21 protein-coding genes are annotated in these 21,024 nt (G+C 36.6%); 11 read left to right on the forward strand and 10 right to left on the reverse strand.

What is annotated here, in order from left to right; translation table 11 throughout:
• Nucleotides 1–3: 3 nt before the first annotated feature.
• Together fliR and GYY69_RS04050 are read left to right on the forward strand one after the other, a co-directional pair.
• A complete protein-coding gene (gene fliR / locus GYY69_RS04045) occupies nt 4–798 on the forward strand; it encodes a flagellar biosynthetic protein FliR (RefSeq protein WP_174796538.1) in 795 nt (264 codons plus the stop codon).
• Nucleotides 799–974: 176 nt separating this feature from the next.
• Nucleotides 975–1,319, forward strand: a complete 345-nt coding sequence (locus tag GYY69_RS04050; protein WP_174796539.1) for a hypothetical protein — start codon at nt 975–977, stop codon at nt 1,317–1,319.
• Between the two features lie 285 nt (nt 1,320–1,604).
• On the opposite strand, the gene GYY69_RS04055 is transcribed toward GYY69_RS04050, so the two are convergent.
• Both GYY69_RS04055 and GYY69_RS04060 read right to left on the reverse strand, forming a co-directional pair.
• Nucleotides 1,605–1,940 carry a zinc ribbon domain-containing protein YjdM gene (locus GYY69_RS04055; RefSeq protein WP_174796540.1) on the reverse strand — a complete coding sequence of 112 codons (336 nt, stop codon included), beginning with the start codon at nt 1,938–1,940 and terminating at the stop codon, nt 1,605–1,607.
• A gap of 701 nt (nt 1,941–2,641) precedes the next feature.
• The gene (locus GYY69_RS04060; protein ID WP_174796541.1) at nt 2,642–2,785 is read right to left on the reverse strand and encodes a hypothetical protein; all 144 of its coding nucleotides are present in this window, start codon (nt 2,783–2,785) and stop codon (nt 2,642–2,644) included.
• A gap of 181 nt (nt 2,786–2,966) precedes the next feature.
• On the opposite strand from GYY69_RS04060, the gene suhB reads away from it, so the two are divergent.
• Both suhB and GYY69_RS04070 read left to right on the forward strand, forming a co-directional pair.
• Complete coding sequence (gene suhB, locus GYY69_RS04065) at nt 2,967–3,770, forward strand: inositol-1-monophosphatase (protein WP_174796542.1); 804 nt, start codon at nt 2,967–2,969, stop codon at nt 3,768–3,770.
• Between the two features lie 119 nt (nt 3,771–3,889).
• A complete protein-coding gene (locus GYY69_RS04070) occupies nt 3,890–6,079 on the forward strand; it encodes a heavy metal translocating P-type ATPase (protein WP_174796543.1) in 2,190 nt (729 codons plus the stop codon).
• Between the two features lie 103 nt (nt 6,080–6,182).
• Here GYY69_RS04070 and GYY69_RS04075 read toward each other — a convergent pair whose 3' ends face one another.
• The 4 genes from GYY69_RS04075 to metC all read right to left on the reverse strand — a co-directional run bounded on the left by GYY69_RS04075 (nt 6,183) and on the right by metC (nt 10,634).
• The gene (locus tag GYY69_RS04075; RefSeq protein WP_174796544.1) at nt 6,183–7,583 is read right to left on the reverse strand and encodes an FAD-binding oxidoreductase; all 1,401 of its coding nucleotides are present in this window, start codon (nt 7,581–7,583) and stop codon (nt 6,183–6,185) included.
• A gap of 39 nt (nt 7,584–7,622) precedes the next feature.
• Nucleotides 7,623–7,931 carry a hypothetical protein gene (locus tag GYY69_RS04080; RefSeq protein WP_174796545.1) on the reverse strand — a complete coding sequence of 103 codons (309 nt, stop codon included), beginning with the start codon at nt 7,929–7,931 and terminating at the stop codon, nt 7,623–7,625.
• 154 nt (nt 7,932–8,085) lie between these two features.
• Nucleotides 8,086–9,384 carry a tRNA lysidine(34) synthetase TilS gene (gene tilS / locus GYY69_RS04085; RefSeq protein ID WP_174796593.1) on the reverse strand — a complete coding sequence of 433 codons (1,299 nt, stop codon included), beginning with the start codon at nt 9,382–9,384 and terminating at the stop codon, nt 8,086–8,088.
• A gap of 32 nt (nt 9,385–9,416) precedes the next feature.
• Nucleotides 9,417–10,634 carry a cystathionine beta-lyase gene (metC, locus tag GYY69_RS04090; RefSeq protein WP_174796546.1) on the reverse strand — a complete coding sequence of 406 codons (1,218 nt, stop codon included), beginning with the start codon at nt 10,632–10,634 and terminating at the stop codon, nt 9,417–9,419.
• Nucleotides 10,635–10,754: 120 nt separating this feature from the next.
• Between metC and GYY69_RS04095 the strand changes: the two genes are divergently transcribed.
• Nucleotides 10,755–11,372 carry a 4'-phosphopantetheinyl transferase family protein gene (locus tag GYY69_RS04095; protein WP_174796547.1) on the forward strand — a complete coding sequence of 206 codons (618 nt, stop codon included), beginning with the start codon at nt 10,755–10,757 and terminating at the stop codon, nt 11,370–11,372.
• A gap of 50 nt (nt 11,373–11,422) precedes the next feature.
• Here GYY69_RS04095 and GYY69_RS04100 read toward each other — a convergent pair whose 3' ends face one another.
• Entirely contained in the window at nt 11,423–12,196 is a 774-nt protein-coding gene (locus GYY69_RS04100; RefSeq protein ID WP_174796548.1) for a tyrosine-protein phosphatase, read from the reverse strand.
• A 103-nt stretch (nt 12,197–12,299) separates the two neighbouring features.
• On the opposite strand from GYY69_RS04100, the gene pepB reads away from it, so the two are divergent.
• Entirely contained in the window at nt 12,300–13,580 is a 1,281-nt protein-coding gene (pepB, locus tag GYY69_RS04105) for an aminopeptidase PepB (RefSeq protein WP_174796549.1), read from the forward strand.
• 59 nt (nt 13,581–13,639) lie between these two features.
• On the opposite strand, the gene GYY69_RS04110 is transcribed toward pepB, so the two are convergent.
• Entirely contained in the window at nt 13,640–14,206 is a 567-nt protein-coding gene (locus GYY69_RS04110; protein WP_174796550.1) for a peptidylprolyl isomerase, read from the reverse strand.
• 276 nt (nt 14,207–14,482) lie between these two features.
• On the opposite strand from GYY69_RS04110, the gene GYY69_RS04115 reads away from it, so the two are divergent.
• The 3 genes from GYY69_RS04115 to robA all read left to right on the forward strand — a co-directional run bounded on the left by GYY69_RS04115 (nt 14,483) and on the right by robA (nt 16,849).
• Nucleotides 14,483–15,154 carry a phosphoribosyltransferase family protein gene (locus GYY69_RS04115; RefSeq protein WP_174796551.1) on the forward strand — a complete coding sequence of 224 codons (672 nt, stop codon included), beginning with the start codon at nt 14,483–14,485 and terminating at the stop codon, nt 15,152–15,154.
• Between the two features lie 106 nt (nt 15,155–15,260).
• The gene (gene nfuA / locus GYY69_RS04120) at nt 15,261–15,836 is read left to right on the forward strand and encodes a Fe-S biogenesis protein NfuA (protein WP_174796594.1); all 576 of its coding nucleotides are present in this window, start codon (nt 15,261–15,263) and stop codon (nt 15,834–15,836) included.
• Nucleotides 15,837–15,931: 95 nt separating this feature from the next.
• Nucleotides 15,932–16,849: an MDR efflux pump AcrAB transcriptional activator RobA gene (gene robA, locus GYY69_RS04125; RefSeq protein WP_174796552.1), complete on the forward strand. Its 918-nt coding sequence runs from the start codon at nt 15,932–15,934 to the stop codon at nt 16,847–16,849.
• A gap of 45 nt (nt 16,850–16,894) precedes the next feature.
• Here robA and trpR read toward each other — a convergent pair whose 3' ends face one another.
• Nucleotides 16,895–17,185 carry a trp operon repressor gene (gene trpR, locus GYY69_RS04130; RefSeq protein WP_202984945.1) on the reverse strand — a complete coding sequence of 97 codons (291 nt, stop codon included), beginning with the start codon at nt 17,183–17,185 and terminating at the stop codon, nt 16,895–16,897.
• An 11-nt stretch (nt 17,186–17,196) separates the two neighbouring features.
• Nucleotides 17,197–19,137, reverse strand: a complete 1,941-nt coding sequence (gene sltY, locus GYY69_RS04135) for a murein transglycosylase (RefSeq protein WP_174796554.1) — start codon at nt 19,135–19,137, stop codon at nt 17,197–17,199.
• A 164-nt stretch (nt 19,138–19,301) separates the two neighbouring features.
• Between sltY and iscR the strand changes: the two genes are divergently transcribed.
• Complete coding sequence (gene iscR, locus GYY69_RS04140; RefSeq protein WP_065638303.1) at nt 19,302–19,757, forward strand: Fe-S cluster assembly transcriptional regulator IscR; 456 nt, start codon at nt 19,302–19,304, stop codon at nt 19,755–19,757.
• A gap of 44 nt (nt 19,758–19,801) precedes the next feature.
• Nucleotides 19,802–21,016 (forward strand): IscS subfamily cysteine desulfurase, encoded by a 1,215-nt coding sequence (locus tag GYY69_RS04145; RefSeq protein ID WP_174796555.1) that lies wholly within the window; start codon nt 19,802–19,804, stop codon nt 21,014–21,016.
• The last annotated feature ends 8 nt before the right edge of the window (nt 21,017–21,024 follow it).

Raw genomic sequence — 21,024 nt, forward strand, 5'->3', positions numbered from 1 at the left:
TAGATGGATTTTAACAGTAATACTATATTTAATATTGATCTCTTTTCTTGGGCTAAGGACTGCTTTTTTCCCTTTGTTCGTATTTTAGCGATGATTAGGGTGGCGCCGATTTTTGGCGAAAAAGAAATCCCCAATCGCGTTAAAATTAGCTTGGCGCTACTGATTGCGATTGTACTGCCACTTCCTCATCTTGATGACAATATCAAAATATACTCTTTGATAGGAATATGGATTATCGCGCAGCAAATAATGATTGGTGCGCTAATTGGTTTTACCATGCAGTTGGCATTTATGACGGTACGATTTTCAGGCGAATTAATTGGTATGCAAATGGGGCTGGGCATGGCAACTTTCTTTGACCCTATTGGTGGCCCATCCACATCAGTATTATCACGCTTAATTAACATTATTGCACTATTAATATTTTTGAGTTTGGACGGCCATTTATGGCTTTTATATGGCATCGCAAATAGTTTTGAAATCATTCCAATTGCTGTGATGCCATTACAAGCAAACGGATACTTAGCACTCATTGATGCTAGTAAACTATTATTTATTAATGGTATTATGCTAGCACTCCCCTTAATGACTTTACTGTTAATCATCAACATATCATTGGGATTACTTAATAGAATGACACCACAATTATCGATATTTGTGGTTGGCTATCCAGCAACACTATTATTAGGGCTAGTCATGCTAACTTACCTAATTACGACGCTGCCCACGTTTGCAGAATTTATTTTTGAACAAGTATTTGAACGCATTGCTAACATATTGTGGTATTTAACTCAGTGATACTTGCCAGCAAAAAACATGATTAAATTATTATTAGATGTTTAATACTCACTATTCCATCGTTGAACGAGAATTTATTCGGAAAATAAACAATGATAAACTAAGCAACCGAAAGCAAGTCTTGTTTATTATTCTAATTATTTACTTGCTCAATGATGATGGATTAACAATTGACTATGAGCAAAGAACAAGAATTAATAAAGCAGGCAGAAAAACTCGCTTCACTTCCTGATTGCGCAGAACCTTTTGAGCAACTTAAGGCTTTACTCAAAGATGAAACCGATCTTGAAATGAGGTCTCGAGTTATTGCATTTTTCTATATAGCATTTGAAGAAGCATTATGTTCAAGGGAGCATTTTAATATGCTTAATAATAAAGTCCGAAAGCTTATTAACACTTATCCACTGCCTGATGATGCCGAGGAGCAATTAGACCATATAATAGAACAAACTGATAACGCATATGAACGATTGCTATTAGGTCGAGCTCACGAAGCACTCTTTATTCAACGCCATCAATAATCAAATCAAACAATATTGTTATTTCAGCTCACTAATTGCAGAAAACGGTTGCAAAGTACGATGTAATTTGTACTTGTTTTTTGTGGCTATTTATCGAAGTTTATATTTTAACGTATTGATTTTTTGATAAATAAAAAACAGTTAAATGAAAAAACAATGTTCTATGTGAATGTTTTTATTGTGTGATAAAGCATATTAAGCAATATCTAAAACTAAGCATCTTAATGCTGATAAAATCAGCATTAATCGCGTCTTTTAATTAGGCTTTTTAATGAAAATTTTTGATTAAGCCTTTTTAACAAAGCAAGCTTTAAGCATAATTTTCATGCCGTCAATTTTGCAATCGATTTCGTGATCACCTTCGACTAAACGAATACCTTTGGCTTTAGCCCCTTTTTTAAGTACTGTTGAAGAGCCTTTTAATTTCAAATCTTTAATCAAAATAATATCGTCACCGTCGGCAAGCAAATTCCCATTACTGTCTTTTACTTGTAATCCAGCATCAGAAGATACAACTTCGTTAGGATCCCATTCGTGGGCACATTCAGGGCAAACATAAAACGAACCATCATGATAAGTATGTTCAGATTGGCAAACAGGGCAATTAGGGATAGATTCCATAGTTTACAATTCTTCCAGATTAAATAAAAATGGCGTTTACTATAGCAAAAAAATGCTATTAAGTCATGGATGTTGTCTATTTGATTACTGTCAGATTCTCAAAAATAGTGGCGATGAAAATATAGCAGGTATTGATGATGTTGTTTGTAAAAGTTAATAATTAATTCACCGCTTAATATGAATAAATTATAAGAAAATATCGGGTTATTTATATTTCATGATAAAATTAACCCGCTAAAAGCACATAGGGCTTTTTACCAGACATTGCTTAAGCTTTTGTTCTCTCTCTTTTAAATCTCTAACTATTTTCTGGTTATGCCACATCGCCATGAAAGTCCCTATCGCTTTCGGCTTTCTCAGTTGTTTGAGCTAGGTGGTTTTGTGAATTTTTGATTGATACAATGCTGATCGCAGGTTTTAACGAATAGTGACTACTAAGCTTCCATTAATCATGAAACGGTATAGAATCCTGAATATTTTTTACAAAAATACAGTCTAAAATTCATGAAAGTTCCTATCGTTTTCAGCTTTCCCCGTTGTTTGAGCTAGGCGGTTTTGTGAATTTCTGATTGATACGATGCTGATCGCAGGTTTTAACGAATAGTGACTGCTAAGCTTCCATTAATCATGAAACGGTATAGAATCCTGAATATTTTTTACAAAACATATAACCTAAAAAGTGAACAGTGATGTAAATACACTCATAGTGAGCATACAACTGATGTAGAAAATGACGTTGCTTGTTTTAGTGTTTTATATTCAATGGATGTCATATTATTTAATGCCTTATGCGGTCTTTCGGTGTTATAAATGGAATGTTCTATTTTGTGCTGTTTTTTGACCATAATCCCCCCAAGTTTCCATGGCTTTTACTAACAGCCCAGCCAAAACTATTTTACCTATCAATTCCAACACACTCTGGCAATAAAGTAGCAAAACCTTTATACTATGCGGTAATTTTTAGTATCTCTGAATCAGTCTTACTAAATCAATCCGTTCTTTAACATCATCAATTGGAAGAAAATTATGCATCCGATGCTGAATATTGCTATTCGCGCTGCTCGTAAAGCAGGCAATGTGGCCATTAAGGCTTATGAAAATCCTAGTTCAATCGAAATCGAAGCCAAAGGCGCTAATGATTTTGCCACTAATGCAGATCGTGCGGCTGAAGCTTTGATTATTGAGACAATCAAAAAAGCCTATCCCGACCATACTATTATTGCCGAAGAAAGTGGGCTTGCTAAAGGTAATGATGCCGATACACAGTGGATAATCGATCCGATTGATGGTACGACTAACTTTATCAAAAATATCCCTCATTTTGCTGTATCAATTGCGGCGCGAGTTAAAGGGAAAACCGAAATTGCCGTGGTTTATAATCCAATGAGTAATGAGCTGTTTACTGCTGCTCGTGGTAAAGGTGCTCAACTTAATGGTTACCGTATTCGAGTGAGTAATGCCAAAGATTTAGAAGGTAGCGTACTGGCAACAGCTTTCCCGTTTAAAGCTAAACAATACAGCGACAGCTATTTTGCCGTTTTGCAAAAGTTGTTTGTTAAGTGTGGCGATTTTCGTCGCGCAGGTTCGGCCGCTTTAGATTTGGCTTATGTTGCCGCAGGTCGTTTAGATGGCTTTTTTGAAATTGGCTTAAAACCATGGGATATCGCTGCTGGTGAGCTGATTTTGCGTGAGGCTGGTGGCGTTATTACCGATTTTGCTGGTGGTAATAATTATATGGTTTCGGGCAATGTTGTGGCTGGTAATCCTAGAATTGTAAAAGATTTATTAGTTTCTACCCAAAACGATTGGCCAGAAAAATTACGTAACTAATTTCCTTTCTTTTCACAGGGTTTTATAAGCCCTGTGATCACCGCTTTATTTTTGTGCATAACCTTTAATATTCAGTATATACTAACTTTAAACTCGATAAACCATATAGGGTATATATCATGAAAACGGTCCAATATCATTTTATTGTTGAAGATATGAGCTGCGCATCTTGTGTTGGGCGCGTTGAAAAAGCACTCAAAAAAGTCGATGGTGTGATTGATGTTAGCGTTAATCTCGCAACCGAAAAAGCAACAGTTGATGCTGATGAACATGTAAAGCTCGAAACATTGATGTCTGCGGTTGATAAAGCGGGTTATCATGCGGTTAAAATCACTGAGTCAGCAGGTGATCAACAAAAATCGAAAAAACCATCACCTCACTGGACTATTGTCACCGCTGTAATACTGGCTATTCCTTTTGTGCTGCCTATGTTATTAGCGCCGTTTGGGATAAATTGGATGATGCCGGCTTGGTTGCAATGGGGGATTGCATCGGTTGTACAATTTGGCTTGGGGGCTAAATTTTATCGAAGTGGCTTTAGTGCGGTTAAAGCAGGGTCTGGCAATATGGATTTATTGGTTGCTATCGGCACAAGTGCTGCGTATGGATTATCGGTTTATCAGGTGATGACTGGCAAGGGTGAACATCTTTATTTTGAATCGTCAGTTATTATTATTACCTTAATTTTGATCGGTAAATGGCTAGAATCAAGCGCTAAACATCAAACCACCCAAGCAATTGCAGCGCTTGGTGCGCTACGGCCTGATGTTGCGTTAGTTAAGCAAGGTGATCAAGAAGTGAGTTTACCCATTAGCCAAGTGAATGTGGGGGATATTGTTATTGTTAAGCCCGGCGAGCGTATTGCGGTTGATGGTATTGTGATTGAAGGCGCATCAAGTAGCGATGAGTCGATGTTAACCGGTGAGAGCTTGCCTGTAAATAAATCCGTTAACGATGTGGTGACTGGTGGCACGATTAATGGTGAAGGCTTATTGCTTGTTAAAACTACAGCTATTCAGGCCGATTCTACTTTATCCAAAATCATTGCAATGGTTGAATCGGCTCAGGCCAAAAAAGCACCGATTCAACGAATTGTTGATCGCATTAGTGCGATTTTTGTGCCGGTGATTTTATTGATTGCACTAGTTACGCTATTGGCTTGGGGAGTGATATTGCATGATTGGCAGCAAGCATTACTTTATGCCGTTGCGGTGTTAGTGATTGCTTGCCCATGTGCGTTAGGCTTGGCAACACCAACCGCGATTATGGTGGGGACTGGGGTGGCTGCTCGCCATGGTATTTTAATTAAAGATGCCGAAGCGTTAGAAACGTTACACAATGTTAATACGGTCGCATTTGATAAAACCGGTACTCTCACCATCGGTAAGCCTGAATTAGTCGAAATGGATATTATAGGCAGTGAGACGCCCGATCAAATTTTATCGCTAGCCGCATCATTACAAGCCGGTAGTGAGCATCCACTTGCTAAAGCCATTTTAAGTAAGGCTAAAGAGTATGGTTATGCTCAAAATATTACCTCGGTAGCGGGATCGGGGGTGATGGCAACTGTTGATAATACGCAGTATTATTTAGGTAGCTTGCGATGGATGAAATCATTAAATGCCTATTTTGTTGGCATGGACGATAAGATTAATGAGTTAGCCAGTAAAGGTTACACCATTTCATTTTTAGCTAAACAGCAATTAGAAGGTAATGTGGTGATATTAGCGCTATTTGGTTTTGCTGATGTAATCAAGCAAGAAGCAAAAAATGCCATTGAAGCATTGCATCAGTTAAATGTAAAAAACGTTATGTTAACCGGAGATAACCAGAAAGCGGCGAATTACGTTGGGCAGCAGTTAGGCTTGGATAAAGTCATTGCTGAAGTATTACCGCAAGATAAAGCCAATTATATTTATCAATTACAAAAAGAAAGTCATGTTGATAGCCATAATCGAGTGGCAATGGTGGGGGATGGGATTAATGATGCGCCAGCATTGGCTGCTGCGGATATTGGTATAGCCATGGGCACGGGCACCGATGTGGCTATGCATGCAGCAAGTATTACTCTCATGCGTGGTAATCTGTTTTTAATTGCTGATGCAATTGATATTTCGCGCCGAACTTATCATAAAATTAAACAAAATCTATTTTGGGCATTTTTCTATAATTTGATTGGTATTCCGCTAGCGGCATTCGGTTTTTTAAATCCAATGATAGCTGGTGCTGCCATGGCGTTAAGTAGCGTGAGTGTGGTTACTAATGCGTTGTTACTTAAACGTTGGAAAGCAAGATCGGAAAATAGATAGTGTAGTTTGGTTTGGCAAGGAGGCTATAGCCTCCTTTATTTTTGGTTAGAATTAAAAGTCATTGAATAGAATAATAACCAAGATAACTATATTTTTGTTTTGGTTACTGAATCGTTTTAGGACGGTATCGATCCAACAGCATATTACTAAATTTATTTTCTGGATCTAACCGTGCTTTAAGTTTAAAAAAACGCTCTGCTTGTGGATATGCGCGCTGAAACTGTTTAGCGGTTGCATGTAATTGATAGGGTAAATAATAACTGCCAGCATTGGCTAATACCGCATCGATTAACTCTCGAGTCCAGATCCCTACCTGCTCTTTACTGTGTTCATCGGTCGTTTGCTGATAATAAATAACAAAAGCAAACACTTCCGTTTTGGCCCATGCCAGCAACGAACCGCTATCTGGATTTGCATGTCGAATAGAAATATTGATGATATTCGCCTGATGTTTTTTCACAATGGCAATTAATTGGGGATAAAAATCATCAAACCGTTCTACCGGTATAAAATATTCTTGTAGCGCATAACTTTTGTTTTTTTCAGCAATAGGCTGTAAACTGGCTACATCGTAACTGGCTTCATAATTACGCCACATCACGGGTTGTTTTACATAATCGACATCATCATGAACTTTTCGTAATTCTTTGCCTAAAGTGGATGAAGAGACGATTTTTAGTTTTACCTGTTGATTATTTGAAGATTTATCGTTAGGTCTTAATCTATCCAAAATAGTCAGTGGTTCTTGTGTTTGTTTAAATGTGACTGCACGGACTTTTTTAAAATCAGGCGGATAGATTATGGCATTGTGAAATATTGCGGTTTTATCAGGACGGATATGCTGAGTGAAATACGAGTGATACTTTGTCATTGGCATAACTTCATTAATACGTTTTACCTTAACATTATCAGTAAGTTGCAATGTGACTTCTGTGATAACGCCTAAGCCACCATAACCACCAATAGCACCATAAAATATATCCTGATTTTCTTCTGGGCTGGCTATTACTACTGAACCATCGGCAAGTACGATTTTGAACTGTTCGACAGATAGGATAATGGGTCCTTCCCCAATATAACGACCGTGTACATTCACACTCAGTGAACCGCCAATACTGAAATTGGCATAGCTTTGCATAATTTTTACCGATAAGTTATAGGGATCAATAAGTTCTTGTACTTGACGCCAACTTGCGCCGGTCTCAATGGTTAAACGTTTTTGCTCAGGATTAAAATCAATCACATGGTTCAGCTTTTGCGTATCTATTTGGATTGCGCCTGTTATTGCTGTTTGTCCACCCATGCTATATTTTCCTCCAGCGATACTAATTGGACCAGTGGCATTTTTGACCAGTTCGGCCACCTGCTGGGTCGATTCTGGTTGCACAATCGCAGCGACTTGTACTGGTGTCATACCTGTAACATCATTGACAACAACTGCTTGCGTTTTTAATGGTAGTAACAGACAAAGACAGCAGCTTAATAAATGTAATTTTTTCATCATAAATTAATATCTACTTGATCTATAATAAAATAACTGATTCTATCTGATTACAAAGAATTCATCAACAAAGGTAAGGTCTAATGTTGTCAAATAGTGATAATAACCAAGATACATTTCATCTTTATAAATTTTTAAGCACATTTGAAAAACGGGTTCAGTATAACCTCCCGTTAAAATTAAACTTAGACTTTCACGAAAAGTCAGTGTTTTGATATCTTGCTTAGTATTAAGCTCTAATTCGGTGTAGTTATTATTAAGAATGTGCTTTAAGCTTGTCATGGCTAGTTTTTTTAACCTATTATGGATTAATTCAATATCTGTAGATTTTAGATAATCAGATAGAAGCATAATGGTGATAAATCCTGATATTTGCTGATAATCATATTAACCTTAATAGCTTTTGTTTATTTAACTAAGCTATATTGCCTTTAACAAATATGATTATTTTAGCTAATCTTTTAAGTGTATTATTGTTTTGCATATTAAACATCATCGATAAAACCTATAAGCCATTATTCACGAGATTAAAACCGATTTGTGTGCCTTTTCCTTGTTCGGTAACAAACTTGCCAACAGCGCAGATCAGTTGTTCATTATAGTAAATCAATGGGATTCGTGTACGCATCCACGGTGGAATGTTATGTTCTTGCCATAGCTTTTTTATTGATCGCGAGCCATTGCGATTGATAATTTGAAATTGCCCTTGAGCATGAAATCGTACGGTGACTTGTTCATCTGCATATGGTAAACGGCAAGATAAATCAGTGCGATAATTAATCTGCAATTCACCAACATTATCTGGCAGAATTAAAGGTAAAGCCAAATCCCAGTTGAGGATTTGTTGTTCAATATTTTGGTATAACGGTAATAAATAGAGTTGATTTTGATAGCGACGAATTTGCCTGCAATGTAGTATGAATTTAGGGTTGGCATCTTCTTTTGCTAGCACAACCGTTTGCCAAATGAGTGCTAATTGCTTTTGGCTCGGCATCGTCATTTGTTGGGAACGTAGCCACATGCGCAACACAGCATTGCGTTTATATTCTGAACACGCCATTAAAGGCGCTAGATTTAGCTGTCCTTGTTGGCTAACCATTTGTTGAAAATCAACTAATAATAATTCATTAATTAACGCTTCTTGTTGCTGACATAATTCAGCACTGCGTGCCACCATTTGCGAAAAATGTGGCCAGCGTTGATTCAGTATTGGTAAGACCTTTAAGCGTAAAAAATTGCGGTCATAACGATCATCTTGGTTGCTTTCATCTTCTATCCAGTTGAGTTGATGCTGATTAGCATAAGCTTCAATTTGTGCGCGTGAAATTGTTAATAAAGGGCGAAAATGTTGCTGATTTTCCTGTGGCATGGCGGCCAATCCCGCAGGACCACTACCACGTTTTAATGCTAAAAGGAATGTTTCGCATTGATCATCAAGATGTTGCGCAGTGCATAAGGTTTCGTCATTTTTTAAATGACGATAGATAGCTTGGTAACGCGCATTTCTGGCTTGTTCTTCGATATTTCCTGCATTAGGGTCGAGTTTGACTTTTTCAATAATCAGTGGAACTTGCCATGTTTGGCATTGTTTTTGGCAATGCATTGCCCAGTTGTCAGCATTGCTGCTCAAACCATGATGAATATAGATTGCCCTTAGCTTTAAATCAGGTAATAATTGCTGTTTAAGTGCAACTAGTGCATGCATTAATACGGTTGAATCCACACCACCACTATAAGCAACCAGTAGTGCTTTGTGGTGTGTGATTTTATGCATAATTGTTTGTTTGATGCTTTCATCAAACATTGTTTGGTGTGGGTTATTCATCTTCTATTTTATTACACTAAGCTTTGTAATGCATTGGCTTTATTTTTGTGTTGTTTGATTCTGTCTAAACCAGCCGCAAGATCGGCAATTAAATCATCAGGATCTTCAAGACCTATATGTAGCCGAATTAGTGTTCCCGCAAAGTCTATGCCAGATACAGGTCTAATGTTTGCAAGTTCTTCGGGTTGATTAGCTAAAATTAATGACTCAAATCCACCCCATGAATAAGCCATTGAGAAATAAGTTAAGTTATCAAGAAAATCAGACAATTGCACGTCGGTTAATCGATCTTTGAGTATAAATGAAAATAAGCCACTTGCGCCCGAAAAGTCACGTTTAAAAAATTCGTGTCCTTTACAACTTTCTAATGCTGGGTGATTGACGGTCGCCACTTTTGGGTGACTAGCTAACCATTTTGCTACTTTTAAACCGCTTTCGTGATGTTGTTTTAATCTTATTGCTAATGTGCGTAAACCGCGTGCAGCCATATAGGCGGTATCCGCATCACACATTTGTCCCATTAAGTAAGAACGTTCGCGCAAAGTTTCCCAACAGCGCTCGTTAGCAACCGCAGTACCTATCATGGCATCAGAATGGCCGATAAGGTATTTAGTACCCGCTTGTATTGAGATATCAATATCATGCTCTAACGCTTTAAATAAAATTCCGGCACTCCATGTGTTATCTACCATAATTATGATTTCAGGATTAACACTGCGAATGGCTTTAACAATCGATGGTATATCGTGAATTTCCATCGTAATTGAGCTTGGTGATTCTAAAAATACGACTTTGGTATTCGGCTTAATGTGATTTGTGATATAGCGACCAATTAATGGCGAGAAGTAATCGGTTTGAACACCAAAATCTTTTAAAATGTGTTGGCAAAAATCTTGAGTGGGTTCGTAAACGGCTTCTGATACTAAAATATGATCGCCAGTTTTCACAAAAGCTAAAATGGCATTAGTTATAGCCGCTGCACCACATGGATAAAGGTAACAACCCGCTCCCCCTTCAATTTCAACCATCGCTTCTTGTAGTGCAAAATGGGTTAATGTGCCGCGGCGGCCGTAGAATAATGCGCCATTGGCACGATTTTTTGTGGCTTCTTTTTTGGTTTCAATAGAATCAAAAACCAGTGATGATGCACGTTGAATAACCGAATTAACCGCACCTTGTGTATATCGCTTTTTACGTCCTGCATGAACTAATTTTGTTGGTAATGACATGATAAGACACCTTTGCTGCTATTTATTAATGTTGGTATTTTGATTAATTTTGATAACAGTTAGCATAGCATGCTGTTAAAATAGTAAAAAATAAATTTTATTAATATTCTCGTTCCGATTATGCTTATAGTTCAACTCGCTAATCTTAATGATGCCGACATTGATGTTTCACTGTTGTCACCCCAGCTTCTTGATGAAGCCAATAAATTACATGGTCAACGCAAAAAACAGTTTTTAGTTTGTCGTTCAATATTGGCTAGCTTACTTAAACAGTATTGTGATATTTCGGTGTTACCCACTATTAAGGTTGGTGATAATGGTCGTCCCTGTTTTTTACAGCAACAGCTACCCGATTTTAATATCAGTCATAGCCAAGATTGGGTGGCAGTCGCAATTTCGTTAACAGATAAGGTTGGTTTAGATATTGAAGTGGCACGCCCGCGTAAAAATTATCTGAATGTGGCTAAAAATTTTTTTGCGGATGATGAGTTTCAATGGATACTTAAGCAAGATGATGCATTAAGGGCTTTTTGGCAATTATGGACATTGAAAGAGTCGGCGTTAAAGTTGTATGCCAAAGGGGTTTGGCAAATAAAATCGGTTAAAGTTAACTTAAAACAGCAGATGATTACAGCGCCTTTTGGGCAAGATTTTTATTATCAATATCGTCAAGTGGGCGATGTTCATCTGTCTGTAAACAGTAATCAACCGATTTCTAAATGGATTTTGTTATCTTAATATAGCATTTTGCCATTATCTTTTATGGCAAAATAAATCATTACAATTTATTAAACTAGATAGATATCTTGGATTCTTTTTCTATTGTTTGCATTTAATTGATATTCCTGTGATAACCAATCGTCAATAGAATCATAACGCATTTTAATTGCGTCAAATGCGGCTGTTAAATACTCTTTTTTGGCGGCAAAAATTAATTTGCGGTTTTCAAATTCATCAGGAGTAACCTTATGTTGGTATTGGCGTAATAGATTTTCACGATAATCCGACAATAGTTGTTCAGTTAGCAAATAATCTTGCATGATAACTTCTTCACTCACACCTAAAGCAAACAGCGTTAATGCGACGCCAACACCCGTACGATCTTTACCCACTGCACAATGTTGCACTAATGGTTTACCTTGTGAGTTCAGTAAGATTGACGAAAGTTTTTGGTATGCTGGGTTATTAAATGGTAGAAGCTGGTATAGCTTAACCATAAAATCAAATGGTGCATTTTTTTTCAGTGTTTGGTGGGCATTATCTAGATCGCTTGTTAAACTTGCGGTGACTGTATCGCTCAAAGGGTTAGCAGGTACATTAATATAATGAGTGTTTTGCCATAATTTATCTGGATTTCGAGCAATTTCATCAGGATCGCGATAGTCTAAAATATAGTGCAGGTTTAACTCATCAGATAAAAAAGATTGCTCTTCTGGCGTGATCAATGAGAATGCACCTGAGCGGTATAGCAGACCCGATCGAATTTGACGTCCATCGGTTGTTTTGATTCCACCTAAATCACGAAAATTAACTCCATTTTTTATTGGTACAACATAAGTCATTACTACCCCTTATTTATACTTAACTTTACTTGCTATATTAACATGTTTCTGATTAGAATTAATCCACTGTTTCTACTATTACGAATGATTTAAGGTACTTATTATGTCGATGTTATCTGTTTTACTTTCTGATAAAGCTGCGCCAACGCAATGGGGAAAAGATGCACTGCTGAGTTTTTCGAACGATACAATTACTATTCACTATAAACCGGAGCATCGCTTAGGGGCGATTCAACGTGCGGGAAGAAAACTTGATCAGCAAGGAATAAATTTGGTTAAACTAAGTGGCGAAAACTGGGATCTTGAGGCTTGTTGGCATTTTTGGTTAGGTTATCGTAATGCCAAAAAAAGCACCAAGGTAACTTGGCCAAAACTCAATAGCAAAGATAAGCAAGAATTAAAACATCGCTTAGCGATTATTGATTGGTGTCGGGACATTGTTAATGAGCAAGCCGAAACATTAAGTCCGTTAGCACTAGCAACACAAAGTGCAAAATTGGTCAGTGCCTATTCAGCTGATATCACTTATAACATCATTTCAGGCGAGGCTTTAAAAGAGCGCGATTATATGGGGATTTATACGGTAGGTAAGGGGTCAGATAGGCCGGCTACGTTACTTGAGCTTGATTATAATCCCACTAAAGACCCTAACGCACCGATTACTGCTTGTTTAGTTGGCAAGGGGATTACGTTTGATTCGGGCGGTTATAGTTTAAAACCAAGTAGCTTTATGGAATCAATGCGTTCAGATATGGGCGGTGCTGCATTAGTAACGGGAGCTTTAGCGCTAGCGATTGCACGAGGGCTACATCATCGGATCAAACTCTATTTATGTTGTGCCGATAATTTAGTCAGTGGCAATGCCTTTAAACTTGGCGATATTATTCGTTATCGTAATGGTAAAACAGTTGAAGTTGATAACACCGATGCCGAAGGGCGTTTAGTATTAGCGGATGGCCTGATTTGTGCTGATAATGACAAACCTCATTATATTATTGACTGCGCAACGTTAACAGGTGCTGCTAAAATTGCAGTGGGGAACGATTATCAATCCTTGCTCTCTTTTGACGATAGCTTCGCTAATCAACTGTTAGTGAGTAGCGATATGGAACATGAAGCTTTCTGGCGATTACCATTAGCCGAATTTCACCGTTCTCAATTTCCGTCATCGTTTGCCGATATGGCAAATTCAGGTTTACCGAATACCGCTGGTGCGAGTACTGCCGCAGCTTTTTTATCACATTTTATTAAAAACTATCAACAAAACTGGTTACATGTTGATTGCTCCGCAACATTCCGTAAAAGCGCTACAGCATTATGGGCAACAGGCGCAACGGGAATTGGGGTGAGGACAATTGCTAATTTACTTTGTCAGCTTAAATAATATTGAAAAAACCACTTGAAAAAGTGGTTTTTTATTTTTTTTAAATAAGTAAATATTGTTTAGTTATTTTTAATAACAGCAACTTTTTTAATATAAATTGGTTCAACAGGAACATCTCTATGTGGACCCATACGTTTAGTTGGTACATTAACAATTTTGTCAACAACCTCCATACCTTTAATCACTTTACCAAACACCGCATAACCGTACCTTTCTGGAGATTGGTAATTAAGAAAATCATTATTGACTACGTTGATAAAAAATTGGCTAGTTGCACTATTTACTTCACTGGTTCTTGCCATTGCAATGGTGCCGCGATCATTTTTTAAGCCGTTATCTGCTTCATTTTTAATGGGTGGGTTATTGTCTTTGAATTTGAGTTGATCATCAGCACCACCACCTTGAATCATAAATCCAGGAATGACGCGATGGAAAGTTAAATTCTCATAGAAGCCACTATTGACATAATCAAGAAAATTTTTAGTGGTAATTGGGGCATGTTCGCTATCTAGTTCAATTTCAATGTCGCCCATGCTGGTTTGTAATAATACTTTGGTGTCTGCTAAAGCAACGGTAGAAAGCAAAGTTAGTAATATTGTAATAAATAATAGTTTGATTTTTTTCATATATTAATTCCTTGAACCTAGGAGGGAGGCTGATTATACCGAATATTTGATTATTATAAATAACTATTATGAAAAATCAGATAATTTTTTGTGTTGTCGATCGTAGAAGTATTTAATTGTGTGCAGTTATAAGATGGATTTGCTTATTATATTGGTCTTGCTTGATAAGAAAAGCAAAAGTCAGGAGTTATAAAAAATGGTTTTTTATGAATTTAATTTTTATATTGTAACGTCAAGTTACCTGAAACTTTTTTACCAATAAGTATATAGGATCCTATGCGGTGTATTTTGTGTGATATGCCTTTATCTTTGCCTCATCAGGGTATTTGTTGTCAATGCGTTAAAAATTTACCTAAATTTAATAAGGTCTGTCATCAGTGCTGTTTGCCGCATTCTTTATCAACAGATATATGTTATCGGTGCCGTGCAAAGAAACCATACTGGGATGAGCTTATTGCTGTTTCTGAATATATTAATCCACTAAAAAAATTGATTCATCATTTAAAGTTCTATAGAAAAATTGAACTGAATACGGCATTGGCAAGATTGATGTTTTTAGCTTGGTATCAACGGCGAGAAGTCGATGCTTTAATTAAACCTGATTTGGTCACTTGTGTGCCATTGCACCATATTCGTTATTGGTCTCGTGGTTTTAATCAAGCTGAGTTATTAGCAAAACCGATTGCAAGATGGTTAAATCGTGACTTTTCTCCTTATTTGTTATCTCGACAGCCAACTATGCAAGATCAAAAAAATCTATCGCTTACCGAACGAATCGCTAATGTCGAAACACTTTTTATGTGCCACCAAGATCTTTCTCACAAATCGGTCATGCTTATTGACGATATCGTTACAACTGGTAATACGATTAATGCTATTAGTCAGCAACTAAAAAAATGTGGTGCAACAAGTGTTCATGTAGTTTGTTTATGTCGTACAGTATTGTAAAATCCTGAACAACCCCTATAATAACCAAGAAAGTTAGTCAACTATTATTATCAATGATATTAGGTCTGTTTATTACCTAATTACATTAAAGTGAGGGATTATGTCTATTATCACTATTTCTGAGTCAGCTCAACAGCATTTTAAAAAATTGCTTGCTAATCAACCTGAAGGAACACAAATTCGGGTCTTTGTTATGAATCCCGGTACGCCAAGCGCAGAATGTGGTGTTTCGTATTGTCCGGCTGATACTGTAGAAGATAGCGACATAGAAGAAAAGTTTGCTGATTTTTCTGTTTATATTGATGAAATGAGTGCACCATTTTTAGAGGAAACGGTTATTGATTATGTGACTGATGAGTTAGGTTCGCAGTTAACATTAAAAGCACCAAATTCAAAAATGAAAAAAGTGGCTGATGATGCACCACTTATTGAACGTGTTAATTATGCAATTCAAGCGCAGGTTAATCCTCAGTTAGCCAGCCATGGCGGGCATGTGAGTTTAGTTGAGTTGACCGACGATAATTATGTTATATTGCAATTTGGCGGTGGATGTAATGGTTGTTCAATGGTTGATTACACTTTGAAAGAAGGTATCGAAAAACAATTAATGGCAGAGTTTCCTGAACTTGCTGGTGTAAAAGATATTACTGAACATCAAGCTGGAGCGCATTCTTTTTGCTAAAAATGAAGAAAATAATTTTTATTTAAGCCTTGCTTATTGCTGGGATTAAGTCATAATCGGGTGACGTTTGCCATTTGATATTCTGATGGGGTTATATGAATCAAGTGAGTATTATTTCAGATCTTATCGTTTGGATTGAAAAAAATTTGGAACAACCATTATCTATTGATCATGTTGCACAAAAATCAGGTTATTCAAAGTGGCATTTACAACGTATGTTTAAAGAAGTCACAGGCCAAGTTCTTGGTACTTATATTCGTCATCGCCGTTTAACGTATGCTGCACTTGCTTTACGTATGACAAGTAAACCGATTTTAGATATTGCAATGCAATATCGTTTTGACTCCCAGCAAACATTTACCCGATCTTTTAAAAAACAATTTAATGAAACCCCAGCAAGCTACCGGCGAGGGGAGTTTTGGGATCCTACAGGGCTAACACCAGCTATTGAGCTCAATAAAAACAGGCTGTCATTGCCTGAACCAAAATTTATTAATATGCCAAAACAAACTTTTTGGGGTATTACCTTTAAGAATAATTGTAATTTGAGCCAATTATTAGATGAAGAAAATAAACTAAGATCGCAATTTTTTTATAATTATATATCCCGCTGTAATCATAAATGTGAAAATCTACCAGATAAAATTTATGCTTTTAGTCGTATATTGAAAAGCAAAGAGAATGCTAATGAACAAGAGCTTTTTTATACCATTGCTTTAGATCATAATAATAATCTTGAAGGTATTGAACAGGTTGTGAGTGAAGGTGGTTTGTATCTTTGTTTTAAATATATTGGCTCTCCTGATGAGTTTAGTGATTTTATTTCGCAAGTGCATTTAGCCGCTATGCCAGCATTAAAAGTGCGTTTGCGTAGCTCTAGTTGTGTAATTGAAATTCATCATAACCATCATGATGGCACCGCCGAATCGGTTAAGGATATCACACGTATGGAGTGTGATTATTGTGTGCCGGTTGTTACTGAAAGTGAAGTCAATATCCAATCCAATTTATAGTATAGTGTGATATAAAAATCGGTTAATAGATATTGACTGATGTATTTAATTATTTGAATTTAACAAGATATTTTCTAACCATTTTTTGAATTCTGGGGTTACTTCTTTTAGACTGTTCGATCCACGTGTTACAGTTGCAATTCCTATCCCAAGTTGCTCTTTTAGTTGACGTTGATTGATTGAACCATCAAGTAATGAATGTACAATTTTGACGCGAGTAATTAAAGCATCGCGTTCATCAGCGGTCATTAATAATTTTAATATATCAAGTGAATAACCATCGTTAAATGCTTGGTGTAATATTGCAACTGTCTGTTTCCATTCGTTAGTTTTCATTATAATCACCATTAATATTGTTTATTAAATTCATTTGAATTAAGAATATTGACATTTTTTTGCCCTAAGATTATTTGGTAAATGTAATCATATACCAATACATTTTTCACATAATTACGCGTTTCGGTAAATGGTATGCTATCAATAAATGCAATAGCATCCAGTTTTCCATGACTATTATTAAGCCATCTTTTTACACGATTAGGGCCTGCATTATAAGCTGCTGAAGACAATATACGATTATTTTCATTTTGTTGATAAACAGTGTTTAAATAGGAAGTACCTAATTCTATATTTGTTTTAGGATCAAACAATTGTCCCGATGAAACATAAGTGACTGAATTAACTTTTTTAGCGGTTTCTTTTGCTGTCGCTGGCATTAATTGCATAAGTCCGCGGGCGCCAGCAGGGGATTTGGCAGTGGTATCCAGCGCACTTTCTTGACGAGAAATAGCTAAAGCATAAGATAACGCAATCGCTTTATCTTTTAATGCATTGTTATATAAGTCCTTGTACATAATCGGTAAACGTTCAGTCCAGTTATTCCAAAGCTTACCAACAATGGTTGCTTGAATACTAAGATCACCCCAGCCTTTTTGTAAGGCATATTGAGCTAATGCTAAATATTCATTTTTGTTGGTTTGTTTATTTAACATATATCGCCATTCGTTGCTTGATTCTGATACCATACCAAAATAATATAATTCGTTAATTCTTTTTACATAGGGTTGATTATCATATTTGGTTTTTAGTGTTGATATTTCAGATGGTGTAATCTTTTTAGATTGGTTATTGAGCGAATAAGGTTGATTAAGTGTTTGTGCACTTACCATACCATAAAATCCACGTTTGGTTGTCAGTGTTTGTAAAATTTGGTTAGCTTCATTTTTTTGATTTTTATTGAGTAATACTCGAGCTTGCCAATATTGCCATTCTTCTTTCAATTTATCTTCCGGCGATAATTGTGCTAGCCAATAGGCAATGTCAGTAAAGTTATAGGCATCGATAGCAAGACGGATGCGCTTTTCAACTAATGTAGTATCATGATATTTGGCAATATAGTTATCACGCCATTTAATTTGTTCATCAGTTGCAGAATCTTTAAAGTAGTTGTTAGCCAAACTCTTTTGTAATGCAACTTGCTCAGCTTCACTTAACGTTTGCTGTTTAACCAGTTTTGGCAATAACGATGCCGCTAAGTTGCTATCTGCTTTTACTAAGCGAGAAAATGATGCTAGAACGATCTTTTTAGTGAAAGGGCTAGCTTTAATATTTTTTGAAAAAGCTTCTAATTTTTTAGGATTATCAAGTACAGCAAGTAAATGACTTTTGGTTGTTTTGTAGTTGTCATCAAGTAAGTTAGCTAGATGTCTGGCTAATTTTAAATTATTTGCTTCAATAGCCAGTTCAATACGTAATAGTACTAAATTAGCTGTTCGCTTACCTGCTTGAGCCCATGCGTCGAGTAATGGATCGCATGCAGAAGGAAGTTCTTTACCGGTCATCCAAAGCGATTCAATAGCACTAAAGGCCGCCTCGTTATTTCCTTGTTGTACCAATGCATATTGATAGCGACAATTAGAGAGTGTGGAATTATCTTTGGGAAATGAAACGATTGTATTCCAATCTTGACGATTGCTTAATTCCGTTAGATAAGATTGCGTTAATGAAGCTGTTAGCGGAAAGTCATTATATTTTTTGACAAAATCACTTACCATTTGTGGTGAAACTAATCTAATATTATTCTGAAAAAACTGTATGGCAGCATAAGGGTACAATGGATAATCTTTTATGGCAGTGAGCAATGTTTGCTGTTCTTCAAAAGTCAGTGATTGATAAGAATTAAGCCATCTTTGATAATGTTCTCTCAGCGCCTGTTGAGAATCAGTCGCGTAAGTGTTACTTGTGAACAGTAGGCCTATTATTAAAAAATAACGTAAAACTAATTTCATCCTTTAACCCCCTATGAGAATTCATTTTTATTAGATTAGCATATTAAGCTATGATTCGTCGATGATGAACTACCGCTTAATTCCTACTAAAACACTCAACTAAATACTTGACTAAATTAAGAGGATATATACAATAAGCGTTAACAAATATAGGGGAATAATCAATGAAACTGACATCAAAAGGACGATATGCGGTGACGGCAATGCTTGATGTTGCTCTACACGCTGATTCAGGACCGGTATCACTTGCTGATATTTCAGAGCGTCAAGAAATTTCACTTTCTTATCTGGAACAATTGTTTGCTCGATTACGAAAAAATGGTTTGGTTCAGAGTGTCAGAGGTCCTGGCGGTGGTTATATACTGAGCCGTTCTATGGATCAAATTGCTATTAGTTCAATTGTTAAAGCTGTCGATGAGACAGTGCATGCAACAAAATGTCACGGGCAAGATGGATGCCAAGGCGGTGTTAGGTGTTTAACTCATACACTATGGAATGATTTAAGTGAACGAATTGAGGACTTTTTAACGAGCATTACATTGAGTGAACTAGTTAATAATAAAGAAGTTAAAGCCGTAGCTAGTCGACAAAGTAATATACAACACGTTCAAATTAATTAATAAAATACAATATACAATACAGAATTTGTCATTGGGAGTACTTAATGAAACTACCTATTTATATGGATTACGCAGCGACAACGCCCGTAGATCCTAGAGTTGCTGAAAAAATGATGCAATATTTAACGCCAGACGGTATATTTGGTAATCCAGCATCTCGTTCCCATAAATTTGGTTGGCAAGCGGAAGAAGCCGTTGATATTGCACGTAATCAAATTGCCGATCTTATCGGAGCAGATTCTCGTGAAATCGTTTTTACGTCAGGTGCAACTGAAGCCGATAATTTAGCAATCAAAGGTGCTGCTCATTTTAATCAAGCCAAAGGTAAGCACTTTATTACTTGTAAAACTGAGCACAAGGCTGTGCTTGATACTTGTCGCCAACTTGAGCGAGAAGGTTATGAAGTGACTTATTTAGCACCAGAATCTAATGGTATACTCGATCTAGATAAACTTGCAGCAGCAATGCGCAGTGATACAACCGTTGTATCAATTATGCATGTTAATAACGAAACAGGTGTAATACAAGACATTGAAAAAATTGGTGAGATGTGTCGTGAGCGAGGTATTGTTTTTCATGTTGATGCAACACAATCGGTTGGTAAATTGCCCATTGATGTGACCAACTTAAAAGTTGATTTAATGTCATTTTCGGGTCATAAGATTTATGGGCCAAAAGGTATTGGTGGGCTTTATGTAAGACGCAAACCACGTGTGCGCATTGAAGCACAAATACACGGTGGTGGCCATGAACGTGGGATGCGCTCAGGTACTTTACCTGTACACCAAATTGTAGGGATGGGCGAAGCATATCGTATTGCTAAAGAAGAGATGGCAACCGAAATGCCACGCTTATTAGCCCTAAAAAACCGTTTATGGAATGGTTTAAAAGATATTGAGGAAGTCTATCTTAATGGATCTTTAGAACATAGTGTGCCAAATATTTTAAATGTGAGCTTTGCTTATATTGAAGGTGAATCATTGATGATGGCTTTAAAAGATTTAGCCGTTTCATCTGGTTCAGCTTGTACATCTGCAAGTTTGGAACCCTCTTATGTACTTCGAGCATTAGGTCTGAATGATGAGCTTGCGCATAGTTCAATTCGTTTTTCTATAGGCCGTTTTACCAAAGAAGAAGAAATTGATTATGTTATTAAATTAATTAAAGAATCTATTGGAAAATTAAGAGATTTATCGCCACTTTGGGAAATGTTTAAAGATGGCATTGATTTAACAAAAATTAAATGGTCAGCACATTAAAATTAGGA

The sequence above is a fragment of the Gilliamella sp. ESL0250 genome (assembly GCF_013345045.1).
GTDB lineage: Bacteria > Pseudomonadota > Gammaproteobacteria > Enterobacterales > Orbaceae > Gilliamella > Gilliamella apicola_H.

Bases quoted from the DNA above. Each gene is read 5' to 3' on its own strand.
- tilS (WP_174796593.1), bottom strand. From the start codon at position 9,384: ATGTTTGATGAAAGCATCAAACAAACAATTATGCATAAAATCACACAC.
- GYY69_RS04095 (WP_174796547.1), top strand. From the start codon at position 10,755: ATGCTTATAGTTCAACTCGCTAATCTTAATGATGCCGACATTGATGTT.
- GYY69_RS04080 (WP_174796545.1), bottom strand. From the start codon at position 7,931: ATGCTTCTATCTGATTATCTAAAATCTACAGATATTGAATTAATCCAT.
- iscR (WP_065638303.1), top strand. From the start codon at position 19,302: ATGAAACTGACATCAAAAGGACGATATGCGGTGACGGCAATGCTTGAT.
- trpR (WP_202984945.1), bottom strand. From the start codon at position 17,185: ATGAAAACTAACGAATGGAAACAGACAGTTGCAATATTACACCAAGCA.
- GYY69_RS04070 (WP_174796543.1), top strand. From the start codon at position 3,890: ATGAAAACGGTCCAATATCATTTTATTGTTGAAGATATGAGCTGCGCA.
- GYY69_RS04060 (WP_174796541.1), bottom strand. From the start codon at position 2,785: ATGGTCAAAAAACAGCACAAAATAGAACATTCCATTTATAACACCGAA.
- sltY (WP_174796554.1), bottom strand. From the start codon at position 19,137: ATGAAATTAGTTTTACGTTATTTTTTAATAATAGGCCTACTGTTCACA.
- suhB (WP_174796542.1), top strand. From the start codon at position 2,967: ATGCATCCGATGCTGAATATTGCTATTCGCGCTGCTCGTAAAGCAGGC.
- robA (WP_174796552.1), top strand. From the start codon at position 15,932: ATGAATCAAGTGAGTATTATTTCAGATCTTATCGTTTGGATTGAAAAA.
- GYY69_RS04145 (WP_174796555.1), top strand. From the start codon at position 19,802: ATGAAACTACCTATTTATATGGATTACGCAGCGACAACGCCCGTAGAT.
- GYY69_RS04055 (WP_174796540.1), bottom strand. From the start codon at position 1,940: ATGGAATCTATCCCTAATTGCCCTGTTTGCCAATCTGAACATACTTAT.
- GYY69_RS04110 (WP_174796550.1), bottom strand. From the start codon at position 14,206: ATGAAAAAAATCAAACTATTATTTATTACAATATTACTAACTTTGCTT.
- GYY69_RS04100 (WP_174796548.1), bottom strand. From the start codon at position 12,196: ATGACTTATGTTGTACCAATAAAAAATGGAGTTAATTTTCGTGATTTA.
- GYY69_RS04050 (WP_174796539.1), top strand. From the start codon at position 975: ATGAGCAAAGAACAAGAATTAATAAAGCAGGCAGAAAAACTCGCTTCA.
- GYY69_RS04075 (WP_174796544.1), bottom strand. From the start codon at position 7,583: ATGATGAAAAAATTACATTTATTAAGCTGCTGTCTTTGTCTGTTACTA.
- fliR (WP_174796538.1), top strand. From the start codon at position 4: ATGGATTTTAACAGTAATACTATATTTAATATTGATCTCTTTTCTTGG.
- pepB (WP_174796549.1), top strand. From the start codon at position 12,300: ATGTCGATGTTATCTGTTTTACTTTCTGATAAAGCTGCGCCAACGCAA.
- metC (WP_174796546.1), bottom strand. From the start codon at position 10,634: ATGTCATTACCAACAAAATTAGTTCATGCAGGACGTAAAAAGCGATAT.
- GYY69_RS04115 (WP_174796551.1), top strand. From the start codon at position 14,483: ATGCGGTGTATTTTGTGTGATATGCCTTTATCTTTGCCTCATCAGGGT.